Annotated in this window: 2 protein-coding genes and 1 pseudogene; all 3 read right to left on the bottom strand. The window is 73.3% G+C overall.

The window, feature by feature from the left end; all coding sequences use genetic code 11:
- A partial coding sequence (locus AB0G59_RS28635; RefSeq protein ID WP_360917529.1) for a type I polyketide synthase occupies positions 1-2,522 on the bottom strand: 2,522 nt, incomplete at its 3' end.
- The gene (locus AB0G59_RS28630) at positions 2,519-19,078 is read right to left on the bottom strand and encodes a type I polyketide synthase (RefSeq protein ID WP_360917532.1); all 16,560 of its coding nucleotides are present in this window, start codon (positions 19,076-19,078) and stop codon (positions 2,519-2,521) included. The genes AB0G59_RS28630 and AB0G59_RS28635, both read right to left, overlap by 4 nt.
- 72 nt (positions 19,079-19,150) lie before the next feature.
- Positions 19,151-19,236, bottom strand: a pseudogene (locus tag AB0G59_RS28625) (KR domain-containing protein); the annotation flags it as partial.

The following is a 19,236-nucleotide window of genomic DNA, read 5'->3' as shown; positions in this document are numbered from 1 at the left end:
GTCAGGCTGCCGTCGGGGCCGAGTTCGAGGAAAGTTGTGGTGCCGAGGGTGCGGAGGGTGGTGAGGCCGTCGGCGAAGCGGACGGTCTCACGGACGTGACGGACCCAGTATTCGGCGGTGAGCAGTTCGTCGCCCGCGACGGTGCCCGTGACGTTGGAGACGATGGGCAGGGTGGGGGAGTGGAAGGCGACATCGTCGAGTACGGCGGCGAAGTCGTCCAGCATCGCGTCCATGCGGGGCGAGTGGAAGGCATGGCTCACCCGCAGACGCCGGGTCTTGACCCCACGGGCGGACAGCACATCGGCGATGCCCTGCACGGCACCCTCGTCACCGGACAGGACCAACGACTCGGGGCCGTTGACGGCGGCGATGGTGACGCCGTCCGTCAGCAGGGGCAGGACGTCACCCTCGGGTGCGGCGACGGAGACCATGGCTCCGCCGACAGGCAGCGCCTGCATCAGACGGCCGCGCGCGGCGACCACACGCGCCGCGTCTTCGAGGGACCACACCCCCGCCACGTGCGCGGCGGCAAGCTCGCCGATGGAGTGGCCGAGGAGATGGTCCGGCTTCACGCCCCACGAGGAGACGAGGCGGTAGAGCGAGACTTCGAGGGCGAAAAGAGCCGCCTGGGTGTAGAGAGTCTCACTCAGCAGTTCGGCGTCGTCGCCCCAGACCACTTCGTGCAGGGGCCGGTCGAGGTGGCGGTCGAGCTCGGCGCAGACCTCGTCCCACGCCTGGGCGAAGACGGGGTAGGCGCTGTGCAGCTCGCGGCCCATGCCGAGCCGCTGGGAGCCCTGGCCCGTGAACAGCACGCCCAGCCCACCGGCCACCGGAACACCGGCAGCCATGGACTCCAGTCCTGCGAGCAGTTCCTCACGGTTCGTGCCCACGACCACCGCGCGATGCGACAGCGCCGCACGTGACGAGGCCAACGACCAGCCCACGTCCGCCGGATCCAGCTCCGGGTTGTCGTTCACGAAGGACTTCAAGCGCTCGGCCTGTGCCCGAAGCGCAGCCTCGCCCTCACCCGACACCACCCAGGGAATCGCGGGCAGTTCGGCCCGCTCCGTCCTGGACTCCGTCTCCGTCGACGCCTGTTCCAGTACGACGTGGGCGTTCGTGCCACTCACGCCGAACGCGGACACACCTGCCCGCCGCGGCCTGTCGGCCCCGGGCCACTCCGTCCGCTCGGTCAGCAGCTCCACCGCGCCTGCCGCCCAGTCGACGTGCGTCGACGGCTCGTCGACGTGGAGAGTCCGGGGCAGCACTCCGTGCCGCATCGCCATGACCATCTTGATGACACCGGCCACACCCGCAGCGGCCTGCGTGTGACCGATGTTGGACTTCACCGAGCCCAGCCACAGCGGCCGGTCCTCCGGCCGGTCCTGGCCGTACGTCGCCAGCAGCGCCTGCGCCTCGATCGGGTCGCCCAGCTTCGTGCCCGTACCGTGCGCCTCGACCGCGTCGACATCAGCCGTCGCCAGACCGGCGTTCGCCAACGCGGCACGGATCACCCGCTGCTGTGACGGTCCGTTGGGCGCGGTCAGGCCATTGGACGCACCGTCCTGGTTGACGGCGGAGCCCCGCACCACGGCCAGGATCGGGTGGCCGTTGCGCTGGGCGTCGGACAGCCGCTCCACGAGGAGCATGCCGACGCCCTCGCCCCAGCCCGTACCGTCCGCGCCGTCGGCGAAGGACTTGCACCGGCCGTCGGCGGCGAGACCCCGCTGGCGCGAGAACTGCACGAACGTGCCCGGTGTCGCCATGACCGTGACGCCGCCGGCGAGCGCGAGCGAGCACTCGCCGTTCCGCAGCGCCTGCACCGCCAGGTGCAGGGCCACCAGCGACGACGAACACGCCGTGTCCACCGTCACCGCCGGCCCCTCGAGGCCGTAGGTGTAGGACACCCGGCCCGAGGCGACGCTCGCCGCAGTGCCGATCCCGACGTATCCCTCGAGCTCGTCCGGCACGGCGGGCAGCCGCGAGACGTAATCGGAGTACATGAGTCCGGCGAACACACCGGTCCGGCTGCCCCGCACCGAGGTGACGGGGATGCCGGCCCGTTCGAAGACCTCCCACGACGCCTCCAGCAGCAGCCGCTGCTGCGGGTCCATCGCCAGTGCCTCGCGGGGCGAGATGCCGAACAGGCCGGGGTCGAAGTCGGCGACGTCATGGACGAACGCGCCCTCGCGGGCGTACGAGCGGCCGGCGCGGTCGGGGTCCGGGTCGTACACGCCGTCCAGGTCCCAGCCGCGGTCGGCCGGGAACCCGCCCACCGCGTCCACCGCCGAGTCGGTCAGCCGCCACAGGTCCTCGGGAGAGGCAACACCGCCCGGAAAGCGGCAGCTCATCCCGATGATCGCGATCGGTTCCCGGCTCTTCGCCTCGACGTCGCTGAGGCGTTGCCGAGTCTGTCGCAGATCGGCGGTGAGCTTCTTCAGGTACGCGAGAACCTTCTCGTCGTTCGACATCCGTGCGCCATTCCCCTCGATGACTACTGGTCGGAAGTTCTTGTCGGTCATGACCCATCGAGTTCCTGGTCGATGATGCCGAACATGTCTTCCAGTGAGGCGGATTCCAGGTCCTGCTCATCCCCGTTTGTTTGCGCAGGTCGCTGCATGTCGTTCCACATCGCAACGATGGAATCCAGCCGTGGCGACAGCCTCTCACGCAGAGTGGTGTCCTCGGCCATGGCGGATATCACAGAAACGATCTTGTCCAGTTCCCTGAGCCGGACCTCGACCGGGTCGGCGGCCTCCGGCGCGACCTGCGCCAACAGGTGCGCGCCCAGCGCGGCCGGAGTCGGATAGTCGAAGATCGCCGTCGCGGGCAGCCGGACCCCGGTGGCGGCGGTCAGCCGGTTGCGCAGGTCGACCGCGGTCAGCGAGTCGAAGCCGATCTCCTGGAACGTCCGCGTGGCGTCGACCGCCCCCGCGTCCGTGTGCCGGAGCACCGCCGCGACCTGGCCGCGGACCAGTTCCCCCACCACCTGGCTCTGCTCGGCCGCCGGCAGCCCGGCCAGGCGGCGCCGCAAGGCGCCCCCGCCGTCGCCGGTTTCGGCCGCCCGCCGCACCGGCGCCGGCGCCAGGCCGCGCAGTACGGGCGGCACGGCACCGGCCGCCGCCAGCGCCCGGACGTCCAACGGGCTGGCCACGAGCGCCGCATCGGCGCTCCGGCACGCCGCGTCGAACAACTCCAGGCCCTGCGCGACGGACAGCGGCAGCGCGCCCTTGCCCCTCATCCGGGCCAGGTCGTCGTCCGACAGGTGCGTGGTCAGTCCACTGCGCTGCTCCCAGAAGCCCCAGGCGACGGACACCGCCGCCTGCCCCTGGGCCCGCCGGTGCGTCGCCAGAGCGTCGAGGAAGGCGTTGGCCGCGGCGTAGTTGGCCTGGCCGGCGCTGCCCAGGACCCCGGCGGCGGACGAGAACAGGACGAAGGCGTCCAGTTCCAGATGACGGGTCAGCTCGTGGAGGTGCCACGCCGCGTCCGCCTTCGGACGCAGGACCGCACCCATCTGCTCGTCGGTCAGCGAGCCGACGACCCCGTCGGCGACCGCACCGGCCGTGTGCACGACGGCCCTCAACTCCGGGACCCCGTCCAGGAGCGCGGCCAGCTCCGCACGGTCGCCCGTGTCGCACGCGGCGATCCGGACCCGGGCGCCCAGCGCCTCCAGCGCAGCGGCCAGCTCCCCGGCCCCCGGCGCATCGGCACCGCTGCGGCTGGCCAGCACCAGGTCCCGGGCGCCGTGCTCGGACACCAGGTGCCGGGCCACCAGACCACCGAGGGTCCCCGTCCCGCCCGTGATCAGTACCGTGCCACGGTCCCAGGCGGGCGCGTCCCCGCCGGGCGCGGCCGCCTTGGCCAGCCCGGGCACCAGAACCCTGCCCGCCCGGATCGCCACGTCCGGCTCTCCCGCCGCGAGCACCGCGGGCAGGACAGCGAGCCCCGAGTCGTCGTGGTCGACCACCACGATCCGGCCGGGATTCTCCAGCTGCGCCGTCCGCAGGAGGCCCCGTACGGCGGCCCCGGACAGGTCCTCCACGTCGTCGCCCGCCGACACGGCCGCCGCACGGCGCGTCAGCACCACCAGGCGGGTATCGGCGAACCTGTCGTCCGCCAGCCACTCCTGGACCACCCGCAGCACCCGGTGCAGGCCGGCCGCGGTCGCCTCGGCGGCCGAACCGTCGCGGGCGTCGTGCGGGCACGGCACCAGCAACATGTCCGGCACCCGCTCGATCACGGCCAGGCCGGCGGCGAGCTCCAGCGACACCCCGGCCGTCTCCAGCGCGGCGGTCAGCTTCAACTCGTCGTCATGGCTGCCCAGCAGAGTCCAGGAAGCCGCCGACGCGGAACCGGACACGACGGGAACGGACACCTCCGACCAGTCCAGTCGGAAGAGCGCGTCGACCTGACGGCCACTGCCCGCCTCGAGCAGCTGCCGCTGCCCGGCCAACGGGCGCATCACCAGCGAGTCGACGGCCAGCACCGGCGCGCCCACCGCGTCGGCGACCTGCACCGTCACGGCATCCGTACCGGCGGGCCGCAGCGCGACACGTACCGTCGAGGCGCCCACGGCGTGCAGGGTCACCCCGTTCCAGGCGAAGGGCAGGTAGCCCTGGTCCGGTTCGGTGACGAACGCACCCAGCGCGAGACCGTGCAGCGCCGCGTCCAGCAGCGCCGGATGAATCCCGCACCGTGCGGCATCGCTCCACGCGCCTTCGGGCAACGCCACTTCCAGGAACACGTCGTCCCCACGGACCCAGGCCGCGCGCAGGCCCTGGAAGGACGGGCCGTACCGGTATCCCCGGTCGGCCATCCCCTCGTACACCTCGCCGACACCGAGCGGCTCGGCGCCCGCCGGGGGCCAGACCCGGAGATCCTCCGACGCCTCCGAAGCCCCCGCCGGACCACCCGTGCCCAGCACGCCGGTGGCATGACGGACCCAGTCGCCGTCGCGCCGGGAGAACACCGTGAGCGCCCGGTGACCGAGCTCGTCCGCACCGCCGACCGACACCTGGAGCTGAACGGTCTCGTGCTCCGGCAGCACCAGCGGCTCGTGCAGAGTCAGCTCGTCCAGCACGTCGCAGCCGAACCGGGCTCCCGCTTGCAGTGCGAGCTCCACGAAGGCGGCTCCCGGAAGCAGCACCACACCCAGCACCGCGTGGTCGGCCAGCCACGGCTGCCCGGCCAGCGACAGCGCACCGGTCAGCACACAGCCGTCCGAGTCGGGCAGCGGCACCGCCGCACCCAGCAGCGGGTGGTCGACGCCGCCCAGGCCCAGCCCGGACGCGTCACCCGTACCCCGCCCCTGGGCCAGCCAGTAGCGCTCGTGCCGGAAGGCGTAGGTCGGCAGCTCCACCTGCCGGGCGCCCGTGCTCTCGAACACGGACCGCCAGTTCACTTCGGCCCCCGCGACCGAGACCTCTGCCAGCGACCTCAGGAACCGCCGGGCGTCGCCTTCGTCGCGCCGGAGGGAGCCGGTCACGACGGCCTGGACACCGATGGCGTCGGCGGTGTCGCAAATGCCGACGGTGAGGACGGGGTGGGGGCTGGTTTCGATGAAGACGGTGTGGCCGAGGGTGAGCAGGTTGTCGATGGTGTTCTGGAATTCGACGGTGTGGCGGAGGTTGCGGTACCAGTAGGCCGCGTTCAGCTCTGCTGTGTCGGTGAGTTGGCTCGTGACGGTTGAGTAGAAGGGGATGTTGCCCGTGCGGGGTGCGACGGGTGCGAGTGCTTGCGCTAGTTCGTCTTCGATGCGTTCCACGTGGGTGGAGTGGGAGGCGTAGTCGACGGGGATGCGCTTGGCCTGCGGGAACTCGGCCAGGATGGCGTCGAGGATGTCGTTGTCGCCCGAGACGACCGTTGAGGCCGGTCCGTTGACGGCTGCGATGGACAGTCCGTCACGGCCGCGCAGCCGGTCGGCGGGGAGCGGTACGGAGACCATGCCGCCCTGACCCGACAGCGCCAGGAGGGCCTTGCTGCGGAGGGCGACGATCCGAGCGCCGTCTTCTAGCGAGAGCCCGCCCGCGACACACGCCGCCGCGATCTCGCCCTGGGAGTGGCCGACGACCGCTGCCGGAGTGACGCCGTAGGAGCGCCACAGCTCGGCCAGCGAGACCATGACGGCCCACAGCACCGGCTGCACCACGTCGACTCGACGCAGAGCGTCTTCATCCGACAGCACATCGAACAGCGACCAGTCGACGAACGCGCTCAGCGCAGCAGCGCACTCCCGCATCCGCCCGGCGAACACCGGCGAGGACTCGATGAGTTCCACCGCCATGCCGGTCCACTGGGAGCCCTGGCCGGGGAAGACGAACACGGTCTTGCGACCGGATTCGGCAGCGCCGCCGCTCTCCAGCATGTCGAGGCCGTGCAGCAGTTCGTCCCGGTCCGTGCCCACGACCACCGCGCGGTGCGAGAGCATCGCCCGCGTCGACGTCAGCGACCAGCCGACGTCCACCGGGTCCAGCTCCGGATTGCTCTCCACGAACGACTTGAGGCGTTCGATCTGTGCCCGCAGGCCGTCCTGACCGACACCCGACAGCACCCACGGCACGGCGGCCGGGGCGACGCGGTCGGCCTCCGGCGCGGTCGCCACCGCCGGTGCCTCTTCGAGGATCACGTGGGCGTTCGTGCCGCTCACGCCGAAGGCGGACACACCGGCCCGGCGCGGGCGCCCGGCGGCAGGCCACGGCGTCTGCTCGGTGAGCAGTTCCACGGCACCGGCCGTCCAGTCGACGTGCGGGGTGGGCTCGTCGACGTGCAGCGTGCGCGGCAGGACGCCGTGGCGCAGGGCCAGGACCATCTTGATGAGGCCGGCCGCACCGGCGGCGGCCTGCGTGTGACCGATGTTGGACTTGACCGAGCCGAGGAGCAGCGGCCGGTCGGCCTCGCGCCCCTGGCCGTACGTCGCGACCAGTGCCTGGGCCTCGATCGGGTCGCCCAGCGTCGTGCCCGTGCCGTGCGCCTCCACGGCGTCGACGTCCGCGGTCGACAGACCGGCGTTCGCCAGCGCCTGCTGGATGACCCGCTGCTGCGACGGCCCGTTGGGGGCCGTCAGACCGTTCGACGCGCCGTCCTGGTTGACGGCGGAGCCGCGTACGACGGCCAGGACCCGGTGCCCGTTGCGCTCGGCATCCGAGAGCCGCTCCAGGACCAGCACGCCGACGCCTTCGGCGAATCCGGTGCCGTCGGCCGCCGCGGCGAACGCCTTGCAGCGGCCGTCGGCCGCCAGGCCGCGCTGGCGGGAGAACTCGACCAGCAGGTCCGGCGTCGGCATGACCGCCACGCCACCGGCCAGCGCCAGCGTGCTCTCGCCCCGGCGGAGGGATTCGCAGGCCCAGTGCACGCTGACCAGCGAGGAGGAGCAGGCGGTGTCCACGGTGACCGCGGGGCCCTCGAGCCCCAGTGCGTAGGCGACGCGGCCGGAGATCACCGACGTCGAGTTCCCGGTGAGCAGGTACCCCTCGGAGCCCTCCGGGGTCGAGGGCTGGTCCGCTCCGTACGTGGTCGAAGCGGCGCCCGCGAAGACACCGGTGCGGGTGCCCTTCAGCGTGTGCGGATCGATGCCGGCCCGTTCGAACGCCTCCCAGGACGCCTCCAGCCACAGACGCTGCTGCGGGTCGGCGGCCAGCGCCTCACGGGGCGAGATCTTGAAGAACCCGGCGTCGAAGTCCGCGGCGCCCTGCAGGAACCCGCCGGCCCGCGCGTAGGTGGTGCCGGAACGGCCGGGATCCTGGTCGTAGAGCGCCGCGAGGTCCCAGCCGCGGTCGGTGGGAAGGCCGGACATGGCGTCCCCCTCGGTGACCAGCAACTGCCACAGGGCCTCGGGCGAGTCCACGCCGCCCGGCAGGCGGCAGCTCATGCCCACGACGACGATCGGGTCGTCGGCCGGGAGCGCTCCCATGGCCGACGGCACGTCCTCCGTCACCACCACGGCGCCGAACAGCTCCTGCTCGAGGAACGCGGCGAGCGCGTCCGGCGTCGGGTGATCGAAGATCACCGTGGCCTGGAGCCGTCGGCCGGTCGCGGTGCGCAGCCTGTTGCGCAGTTCCACCGCGGACAGCGAGTCGAAGCCCAGCTCCTTGAACGGCCTGTCCGCGGTCACCGACTCCGCGCCGCTGTGTCCGAGCACGGCCGCGGCCTGGGTACGGACCAGGTCGACGAGCGCGGCGTGCCGCTCGGCGGCCGCCAGGCCCGTGAAGCCCGGGCCCGCGAGGCCGCCGTCGTGGGCGCCGGTGCCGGACGCGGCACGGGAGACCGGGACGGCACCGGCGGTCGGGGCACCGACGACGCCGCGCAGCAGCGGGGACACGGTGCCCGCGCCCAGCGGGGCCGCATCGAGGCGCACCGGGACCAGCAGCGCATCACCTGTGGTCAGCGCGGCGTCGAAGAGCCCGAGCGCGTCCTCGGTGGACAGCGGCCGGACCCCGGCCCGTGCGAGCCGGTCCAGCTCGACGTGTTCGGTCAGCTCACTGCGCTGGTCCCAGAAGCCCCACGCGAGGGAGACCGCGGGCAGGCCCTGCGCCCTGCGGCGCGCGGCCAGCGCGTCGAGGAACGTGTTGGCGGCCGCGTAGTTGCCCTGCCCGGGGCCGCCCAGCACTCCGGCCGCCGAGGAGAACAGCACGAATCCGGCGAGGTCCAGGTCCCGGGTCAGCTCGTGCAGATGCCATGCCGCGTCCACCTTCGGGCGCAGCACCGTCCGGACCCGGTCCGGGGTCAGGGAGCCGATCACGGCGTCGTCGAGCACGCCCGCGGTGTGGACCACCATCCGCAGGTCCGCTATCGACGCCACCAGTCCGGCGGCCGCGTCCCGGTCCGCGAGGTCGCACGCAACCACCCGGACCCGCGCGCCGGCCGCTTCCAGCTCGGCGACCAGCCCGGCCGCCGCGGGGGCGGCACCGCCGGAACGGCTCGCCAGCACCAGCTCGTGCACCCCGCGCTCGCGCACCAGGTGCCGGGCGACCAGACCGCCCAGCGTTCCCGTACCACCGGTGATCAGTACGGCTCCGTCGCCCACCGGCTGCGGAATAGTGAGCGCCAGTTTGCCGACGTGGCGCGCCTGCGACAGGAAGCGGAACGCCTCGTCGGCCCGGGCGACGTCCCAGACCCTCAGCGGCAGCGGGGTGAACACCCCCTGCTCGAACAGCGCGACCATCTCGGCGAGGAGCCGGCCGAGCCGGCCCGGGCCCGCTTCGAGCAGTTCGAACGCCCGGTACGCCACGGCGTGGCCGGCCAGTACCTCGTCCGCGTCACGGACGTCGGTCTTGCCCATCTCGATCATTCGCCCGGCCGGGCGGAGCAGCCCGAGCGAGGCGTCGAGGAGCTCGCCGGTCAGCGAGTTCAGCACCACGTCCACGCCGTCGGGCGTCACCGCGCGGAACCGGTCCGCGAAGCCCGCGGACCGGGAGGAGGCGATCCGCTCCTCCGCGACCCCGAGCCCGCGCACCGCGTCCCACTTCGCCGGGCTCGCGGTGGCGAACACCTCCGCACCGAGCCAGTGCGCCACCTGCACCGCGGCCATGCCGACGCCGCCGGCCGCCGCGTGGACGAGCACCGACTCGCCGCGCCGTACCCCGGCCAGGTCGATCAGCCCGTACATCGCCGTGAGGAACGCGACCGGAGTCGCGGCCGCTTGTGCGAACGACCACCCGGCCGGCACCGGTGCCACCAGCCGGTGGTCGGTGACCGCCACCGGCCCGAAGGAGCCGGAGAACAGGCCCATCACCCGGTCGCCCGGAGCGACGTCGTCCACGCCAGGGCCAACCTCCAGGACGACTCCGGCGCCCTCGCTGCCCAGCAGGCCGGCCTTGTCCGGGTACATCCCCAAGGCCAGGAGCACGTCACGGAAGTTCACCCCGGCGGCGTGCACCGCCACCCGGACCTGGCCGCTCTCCAGCGGCGCGGACACCTCGGGGCAGGCCACGCGGGCCAGGCTCTCGAGGGTGTCCCCGCCGGTGGCCGCCAGTCGCCAGCCGCTTTCTGTTGCATCTGTTGCATGTGCTGCATCTGCGAAGGCTGTTTCGTCCTTGCCGACACGCGTCAGCCTGGGGACGAGCGCGGCGCCGCCGCGCATCGCCACCTGGGGCTCGTCGGTGCGCAGAACGGCCGGGAGCGGGGACAGGTCCTCGTCCGGCAGGTCGGCCAGGACGAAACGCCCGGGGTTCTCCGTCTGCGCGGTACGCACGAGACCCCACACGGCCGCGGCCGCCAGGTTCTCCGGGCTCTCGCCGGCCGCCGTCGCCACCGCGCCGCGCGTCACCACCACGAGCCGTGAATCGGCGAACCGGTCGTCCGCCAGCCACGCCTGAACCGCCTCCAGCACCCGGCTGACCAGCGCGTGAACCCCGTCCGGGCTCTCGTCCACGTCAGCGGCGGGCTCGAGCACCACCACCGCGGGCAGCTCTGTCAGCTCTGCCAGCTCAGCGGCGGAGGAGACGGTGACGAGCGCCGCCTCGTCCGACGAGGGCAGGGCGAGTTCGGTCCAGTCCACCCGGAACAGCGCCTCGGCGCGTGCACGGTCGAGCCGGTCAGCGGCCATCGGCCGCAGGACCAGGGACTCCGCCGACAGCACCGGCGCGCCCGTGGCATCCGCCACCCGGACGGCCATCGCGTCCGGACCCGCGGGCGCCAAGGCCACCCGCAGGGCCCGCGCACCCACCGCGTGGAGGGTGAGCCCGGACCAGGCGAAGGGAAGGTGGGGCTGTTCCGGCTCGGATACGAACGTCCCGAGTCCGGCACCCTGCAACGCCGCGTCCAGCAGCGCCGGGTGCAGACCGCACCGGTCCGCGTCGCTCTCGGCCGCACCGGGCAGCGCGACCTCGGCGAACACCTCGTCCCCGCGGCGCCAGGCGGCACGGAGCCCCTGGAAGACGGGTCCGTAGGCGTAACCGCGCGCGTCCATGGACGCGTAGACGTCGGTGAGGTCCACCGGCGTGGCCCCCGCAGGAGGCCACACGTCCAGCCGGTCGACGGCCGCCCCGGTGTCGTCACTCAGGCTGCCGGTGGCATGCCTCACCCACTCCGCGTCCCGGCCCCGCCGGGAGTACACCGTGACCGGCCGCCGCCCCGCCTCGTCCGGGCCGCCGACCGAGACCTGTATCTGCGTGTCGCCGTGCTCGGGCAGCACCAGCGGCGCCTGCAGGGTCAGCTCGTCCAGGTGCCGCAGACCGAGCTGGAGACCGGCCTGCAGAGCCAGCTCCACGAACCCGGTGCCCGGCAGCAGGACCTTGCCGAGTACGGCGTGATCACGCAGCCAGGGATGGGTCGCGGTCGACAACGAACCAGTCAGCACACAGCCGTCGGCGTCGGGCAGCGACAGCACCCCGCTCAGCAGCGGATGCGCGAGCCCGGTCAGCCCGGCGCCCGCCACGTCACCGCCGCCACGGACCGGGTCCAGCCAGAACCACTCGTGCTGGAAGGCGTACGTCGGAAGGTCGACCCGCCGGGCACCGGCACCCGCGAACACGGGCTCCCAGTCCACCGGGACGCCCTCGACATGCAGCAGCCCGAGCCCGGTGAGGAACTGGGCGAGTCCGCCCTGGTCGCGGCGGAGGGAGCCGGTGGCCACAACGGTGATGTCCTTGGCATCGGCGGTGTCCTGTACGCCTACGGTCAGGACGGGGTGGGGGCTCGCTTCGACGAAGACGGTGTGGCCGAGGGCGAGCAGGTTCTCGATGGAGCCCTGGAACTCGACGGTGTGGCGGAGGTTGCGGTACCAGTAGGCCGCATCCAGCTCTGCCGTGTCGGTGAGTTCGCCGGTGACGGTTGAGTAGAAGGGGATGTTGCCCGTGCGCGGTGCGACGGGTGCGAGTGCTTGCGCCAGTTCGTCTTCGATCTGCTCCACGTGGGTGGAGTGGGAGGCGTAGTCGACGGGGATGCGCTTGGCCTGCGGGAACTCCGCCAGGATCGCGTCCAGGACGTCGTTGTCGCCCGATACGACGGTCGAGGCCGGTCCGTTGACGGCTGCGATGGACAGTCCGTCCCGGCCGCGCAACTGGTCGGCGGGCAGCGGTACGGAGACCATGCCGCCCTGACCCGACAGCGCCAGGAGGGCCTTGCTGCGCAGGGAGACGATCCGGGCGCCGTCCTCCAGCGACAAGCCACCCGCGACACACGCCGCCGCGATCTCGCCCTGGGAGTGGCCGACGACCGCTGCCGGAGTGACGCCGTAGGAGCGCCACAGCTCGGCCAGCGAGACCATGACGGCCCACAGCACCGGCTGCACCACGTCCACGCGGCGCAGCGCCTCTTCATCGGCGAGGACGTCGAACAGCGACCAGTCCACGAACGGGCTCAGCGCCTCGGCGCACTCCCGCATCCGCTCCGCGAACACCGGAGCCGAGTCGATGAGTTCCAGCGCCATCCCGGTCCACTGCGAACCCTGACCGGGGAACACGAACACCGCACCGGACGGCGAGCCCGCCACACCGGTCACCACGCCCGGGGCCGGCGCACCGCCCGCCACCGCGTCCAGTCCACGCAGCAGTTCCTCGCGATCCGCGCCCACGACCACCGCGCGGTGCGAGAGCATCGCCCGCGTCGACGTCAGCGACCACGCCACATCCGCCGGAAGCAGCTCCGCGTCCGAGGCCACGAACGACCGCAGCCGCTCGGCCTGTGCACGCAGCGCATCCTCGCCGGCGCCGGACAGCACCCACGGAACCGCCGGCAGCTCGGCCCGCTCCATCGCGGTCCCGGCCACCACCGGCGCCTGTTCGAGGACGACGTGGGCGTTGGTGCCGCTCACGCCGAACGCGGAGACGCCGGCACGTCGCGGCCTGTCGATCCGCGGCCAGTCCGTCCGCTCGGTGAGCAGCTCGACGGAACCGGTCGTCCAGTCGACGTGCGAGGTGGGCTCGTCGACGTGCAGGGTCTGCGGCAGCACGCCGTGCCGCATCGCCATGACCATCTTGATGACACCGGCCACACCCGCAGCGGCCTGCGTGTGCCCGATGTTCGACTTCACCGAGCCCAGCAGCAGCGGCTGGTCGGCGTCGCGGTCCTGGCCGTACGTGGCCAGCAGCGCCTGCGCCTCGATCGGGTCGCCCAGCTTCGTGCCCGTACCGTGCGCCTCCACCGCGTCGACGTCGGCCGTCGACAGACCGGCGTTCGCCAGCGCCTGGCGGATGACCCGCTGCTGCGCGGGACCGTTGGGGGCCGTCAGACCGTTCGAGGCGCCGTCCTGGTTCACCGCGGTCCCACGGACCACGGCCAGGATCTGGTGCCCGTTGCGCTCGGCGTCCGACAGCCGCTCCACGAGGAGCATGCCGACGCCCTCGCCCCAGCCCGTACCGTCCGCGGCCGCGGCGAACGCCTTGCAGCGTCCGTCGGCGGCCAGCGCACGCTGGCGGGAGAACTCCACGAAGATCTCCGCGGTCGTCATCACGCTCACGCCGCCGGCCAGGGCCAGCGTGCACTCGCCCGACCGCAGCGCCTGCACCGCCAGGTGCAGGGCGACGAGCGACGACGAGCACGCCGTGTCCACCGTCAGCGCCGGGCCCTCCAGTCCCAGCGCGTAGGCGATGCGGCCGGACATCACCGCGGCCGAGTTGCCGGTGGCCGCGCGGCCCTCGAAGTCGCCGGTCTCATCGGCCTTCAGCAGGGACGCGTAGTCCTGGCCGTTCGTACCGGTGAACACGCCGGTCGCGCTGCCCTTGAGCGACTCGGGGGCGATGCCGGCCCGCTCGAACGCCTCCCAGGACGCCTCCAGCAGCAGCCGCTGCTGCGGGTCCATCGCGACGGCGTCGCGCGGCGAGATCCCGAAGAACCCGGCGTCGAACCGGCCGGCGTCGTACATGAAGGCGGCCGTCCGGGTGTACGAGGTACCGCGGTGATCGGGGTCCGGGTGGTACAGGTTCGCGGTGTCCCAGCCGCGGTCGACGGGGAGGTCGCCGAGCGCGTCGGACCCGCTGTCGAGCAGCCTCCACAGGTCCTCGGGAGAGCCGACGTCCCCCGGGAACCGGCAGCTCATGCCGACGATGGCGATCGGCTCGTCCGCGGCTGCGACGGTCGCCCGGACCGGCTCCGCCCGGCCCGGCAGGTCGTCGAACAGTTCGCCGCGCAGGTACGCGACCAGGGCGAGCGGCGAGGGGTGGTCGAAGGTCACCGTGGCGGGCAGGCGGAGCCCGGTGGCGCCGTTGAGCCGGTTGCGCAGCTCGACGGCGGTGACGGAGTCGAATCCCGTCTCGTGGAACGCCCGGCCGACCTCGACCGCGTCCGGGCCGGTGTGGCCCAGAACGACCGCGACGTGGCGGCGGACCAGGTCCAGAAGCGCACGGTCGCGCTCGGCGTCGTTCATCCCGGCGAGCCGCTCGGCGAAGCCCGAACGCTCCGGCGCGGCCCCGGCGTTCTCCGCGCCGACCCCGCCTTCGATCAGCGCGCGCACCTCGGGGACGTCGCGCATCAGCGGACTCGGCCGGGTCGCGGTGAACGCGACGTAATGGCGGTCCCAGTCGATCTCGGCGACCGTGACGACGGTGTCGCCCTGCTCGACCGCGCGCCCCATGGCCGCGGCGGCCATCTCCGGGGCCATCTCCGGGACTCCGTGCCGCCGGGCGACGTCGCCGACGCCGCCTTCGCCCATGCCGGCACCGGCCCACAGGCCCCAGGCCACGGACGTCGCCGGCAGGCCCTCGGCCCGGCGCTGCTCGGCCAGGGTGTCCACGAAGACATGACCGGGTGCGTAGTTGCCCTGCCCCGGGGCGCCCAGCGTGCCGGACAGCGAGGAGAACAGCACGAACGCGGAGAGGTCCATGTCGCGGGTCAGCTCGTGCAGGTTCACCGCACCGTCGATCTTGACGCTCAGGACCCGTTGCAGCTGGTCCGTGGTCAGCGAGCCGATCGTGCCGTCGTCGAGCACGGCCGCGGTGTGCACCACCGCGGTCAGCGGCCCCACGTCGGCCAGCAGCGCCGCCAGGGCGTCCCGGTCGCCGACGTCGCACGCGGCGACCGTCACCCGCGCACCGAGCGCCTCCAGCTCCTCCACCAGCCGGCCGGCGCCGGGCGCGGCCATGCCCCGGCGGCTGGTCAGCACCACGTGATCCGCGCCCTGGCCCGCCAGCCAACGGGCGACGTGCCCACCCAGCGCGCCGGTGCCGCCGGTGACCAGCACCGTCCCGGCGGGGCGCCAGGTCGTCACGCCCGGCTCACGCGTCGGGGCGTGCGCCAGCCGGCGTCCGAACAGGCCGGCCGCGCGCACGGCGACCTGGTCCTCGTCCGAGGCACCGGCCAGCACGCTCGCCAAAAGGGCCTGCGCCCGCTCGGTCACGCTCTCCGGCAGGTCGACCAGCCCGCCCCAGCGCAGGGGCTGCTCGAGGGCGACCACCCGGCCGAGGCCCCAGGCCAGCGCCTGCTTGCGGCTGGTGGCCACGTCGCCCTCGCTCAGCGATACGGCCCCCCGGGTGAGGCACCACATCGGCGCCTCCATCCCGGCGTCGCCGAGCGCCTGCGCCAGCAGGAGCGTCATCGCGTATCCGCGGGGCACGGCCGGGTACGCGGGGTGGGCGCGCTCGTCCATCGCCACCAGCGACACGACGCCGCTGATGTGCGGGTGTTCCGCCAACAGGCCCCTCAGCCGCCCGGCGAGGGCGGCGCGGTCCAAGTCGGACTCGTCCAGCACGACCGTGTGCGGCTCGGCGCCCTGGCGGGTCAGGGCGCCGGTGACCCCGGCGACCCACTCCTCGTCGGGCTGACCGTCGGTCACCAGGACCAGCCAGGTGCCGGTCAGGGAGGTGGCACCGGCCGCGAGCGGCTTCCAGTGGATCTTGTACCGCCATGAGTCCATGGTGGAGACGTCACGGCGCTCGCGCCGCCACTGGGACAGCGCGGGCAGCACCTCGCCCAGGGGCTCCCCGGCGACGCGCAGGGTCGCCGCGAGCGACTCCAGGTCCCCGCGCTCGACCGCGGCCCAGAACTCGGCGTCCAGCGCACTGGCGGCGGGCTGGGCGTCGACGGAATCCAGCCAGTAGCGCTCCCGCTGGAACGCGTACGTCGGCAGGTCCACCCGGCGCGCGCCGTCGAGCAGCGGCCGCCAGTCGACATCGGCACCGTGCACGTACGCCTCGGCCAGCGACGCCAGCATGCGCCTCAGGCCACCGTCGTCCCGGCGCAGCGAACCGAGCACCACGCCCTCACGGCCCGCCGCCTCGACGGTCTCCCGCACGCCCGCGGTCAGCACGGGGTGCGAGCTCGCCTCGATGAAGAGGGTGTGGCCGAGGCCGAGCAGCTTCTCGATGACGCCCTGGAACTCGACGGTGTGGCGGCCGTTGCGGTACCAGTAGGCCGCGTCGAGTTCGGCGGTGTCGGTGAGCTCGCCGGTGACGGTCGAGTAGAACGGGACGTCGCCCGTGCGCGGTGTGATCGGCGCCAGCGCTTCGGCGAGCTCGTTCTCGATGCGCCCGACATGGGGGGAGTGGGAGGCGTAGTCGACGGGGATGCGCTTGGCCTGCGGGAACTCCACGAGCAGTGCGTCCAGGACGTCGTTGTCGCCGGAGACGACAGTCGAGGTGGGCCCGTTGACGGCGGCGATGGACAGTCCGTCCCGGCCTCGCAGTCGATCCGCCGGCAGGGGGACCGACAGCATGCCGCCCCGGCCGGACAGCGCCAGCAGCGCCTTGCTGCGCAGGGCGACGACCCGGGCGCCGTCCTCCAGGGACAGGCCACCGGCGACGCATGCGGCCGCGATCTCACCTTGGGAGTGGCCCACGACCGCGGCGGGGGTGACGCCGTACGAGCGCCACAGCCCGGCGAGCGAGACCATGACGGCCCACAGCACCGGCTGCACCACATCGACGCGGCGCAGCGCCTCTTCGTCCGACAGCACGTCGGACAGCGACCAGTCCACGAACGGGCTCAGCGCCTCGGCGCACTCCCGCATCCGCTCGGCGAACACCGGTGAGGACTCGATGAGTTCCGTGGCCATCCCGGTCCACTGCGAACCCTGACCGGGGAACACGAAGGTCACCTTGCGGCCCGGCACCGCCGCCGCGGCGACCACGCCCGACGCCGGCTCGTCCTGCGCCAGCGCCGCCAGTCCCGCCAGCAGCTCGGCACGCTCCCCGCCGAGCACGACCGCGCGGTGCTCCAGCGCCGTCCTGCCGGCGAGGAGGGAGAAGGCCACGTCCGCCACGCGCCGCTGCTCGGGGGCGTCCGCCACCCAGGTGCGCAGCCGCTCGGCCTGAGCGCGCAGAGCGCGCCGGTCCCGGCCGGAGACGATCAACGGGACCACAGCGCCGGGACCGGCGGCCTCGTTCTCCTCCGCAGGCAGCTCGGAAACCGGTGCCTGTTCGAGGACGACGTGGGCGTTGGTGCCGCTCACGCCGAACGACGACACGCCCGCGCGCCGGGGCGCGCCCGTCTCGGGCCACTCCGCCTGCTCGGTGAGCAGCTCCACGGAGCCGGTCGTCCAGTCGACGTGCGGGGTGGGCTCGTCGACGTGCAGGGTCCGGGGCAGCACTCCGTGCTGCATCGCCATGACCATCTTGATGACGCCGGCGACGCCGGACGCCGCCTGGGTGTGCCCGATGTTCGACTTCACCGAGCCCAGCAGCAGAGGCCGTTCCCGGTCCTGGCCGTACGTGGCCAGGAGCGCCTGGGCCTCGATGGGGTCGCCCAGCGTCGTACCCGTACCATGCGCCTCGACGGCGTCCACGTCCTGCGGCGACAGGCCCGCGGTCGCCAACGCGGCGCGGATGACCCGCTGCTGCGAGGGACCGTTCGGGGCCGTCAGACCGTTCGAGGCGCCGTCCTGGTTCACCGCCGAACCCCGCACCACCGCGAGGATCCGGTGCCCGTTGCGCCGTGCGTCCGACAGCCGCTCGACCAGCAGCATGCCGATGCCCTCGGCGAAGCCGGTGCCGTCGGCCGCCCCGGCGAACGCCTTGCAGCGGCCGTCCCGGGACAGTCCACGCTGACGCGAGAACTCCACGAAAACAGTGGGGGTGGACATCACGGTCACGCCACCGGCCAGCGCCAGCGAGCACTCCCCGAGACGCAGCGCCTGCACGGCCAGGTGCAGGGCGACGAGCGACGACGAGCACGCGGTGTCCACGGTGACCGCCGGGCCCTCGAGGCCGAACGTGTACGCCACGCGGCCCGACGCCACGCTCGCCGCGGCGCCCGTGCCCAGATAGCCCTCGACTCCCTCCGGCGGGGTCGACAGGCGGGTGAGGTAGTCGTGGTGCATCACTCCGGTGAACACGCCGATCCGCTCACCCTTGACCGAGCCGACAGGGATGCCCGCGCGCTCGAACGCCTCCCAGGACGCCTCCAGCAGCAGCCGCTGCTGCGGATCCATGGCGGTCGCCTCGCGCGGCGAGATCCCGAAGAGCCCGGCGTCGAACTCGGTCGCGTCGTGCAGGAACCCGCCGTCGCGCGCGTACGACGTGCCGGGGGTGTCGGGGTCGGGGTCGTAGAGGCCGCCCAGGTCCCAGCCGCGGTCGCCCGGCAGGCCGCCAATCGCGTCACCACCGGACCGCACCAGGTCCCACAGCTGCTCCGGCGAGGCGATCCCGCCCGGATAGCGGCAGCTCATGCCGACGATCACGATGGGATCGTCGGCGACGAGCACGCCCGGCACGGGCGCGGCCGCCCCCTCGTCCGAGCCGAGCACCTCGGCGAGCAGGTGCCCGGCCAGGACGCGCGGCGTGGGGTAGTCGAAGACTGCGGTGGCCGGCAGCCGTACGCCGGTGGCCGCGCTGATGCGGTTGCGCAGTTCCACGGCGGTCAGCGAGTCGAAGCCGACCTCCTGGAACGTCCGCGACGCGTCCACCGTGTCCGCCGACGCGTGGCGGAGCACCGCCGCGACGTGATGGCGGACCAGTTCCAGCACGACCTCGTCCCGTCGGGCGGGGTCCACGTCGGCCAGTCGCCGGCCCAGTGCGGTGGTGGCGGCGCCGTCGGCGGTGCCGGTGGAGTCGGCGGCGCGCCGGATCGGGGTACGGACCAGGTCGCGCAGCACCGGAGGCACGTGGTCGGTGCCCGCCCACGCGCTCGGGTTCAGCGGGGCGGCCAGCACCATCGCCTCGTCGGCGGCCAGCGCCGCGTCGAACAGCTCCAGCGCCTGCGCGGTGGACATCGGCAGCGCGTGGGCGCGTGCCAGGTCGTCGTCGGAGAGCCGCTCGGTCAGTTCGCTGCGCTCTTCCCAGAATCCCCAGGCGATGGAGGTGGCGGGGAGGCCGGTGGCGCGTCGGTGTGCCGCGAGGGCGTCGAGGTAGACGTTGGCGGCCGCGTAGC

Origin of the sequence: Streptomyces sp. NPDC021096 (genome assembly GCF_040641275.1) — a bacterium.
Classification (GTDB): Bacteria; Actinomycetota; Actinomycetes; order Streptomycetales; family Streptomycetaceae; genus Streptomyces.
This window is presented reverse-complemented; position numbering and strand designations above follow the sequence as displayed.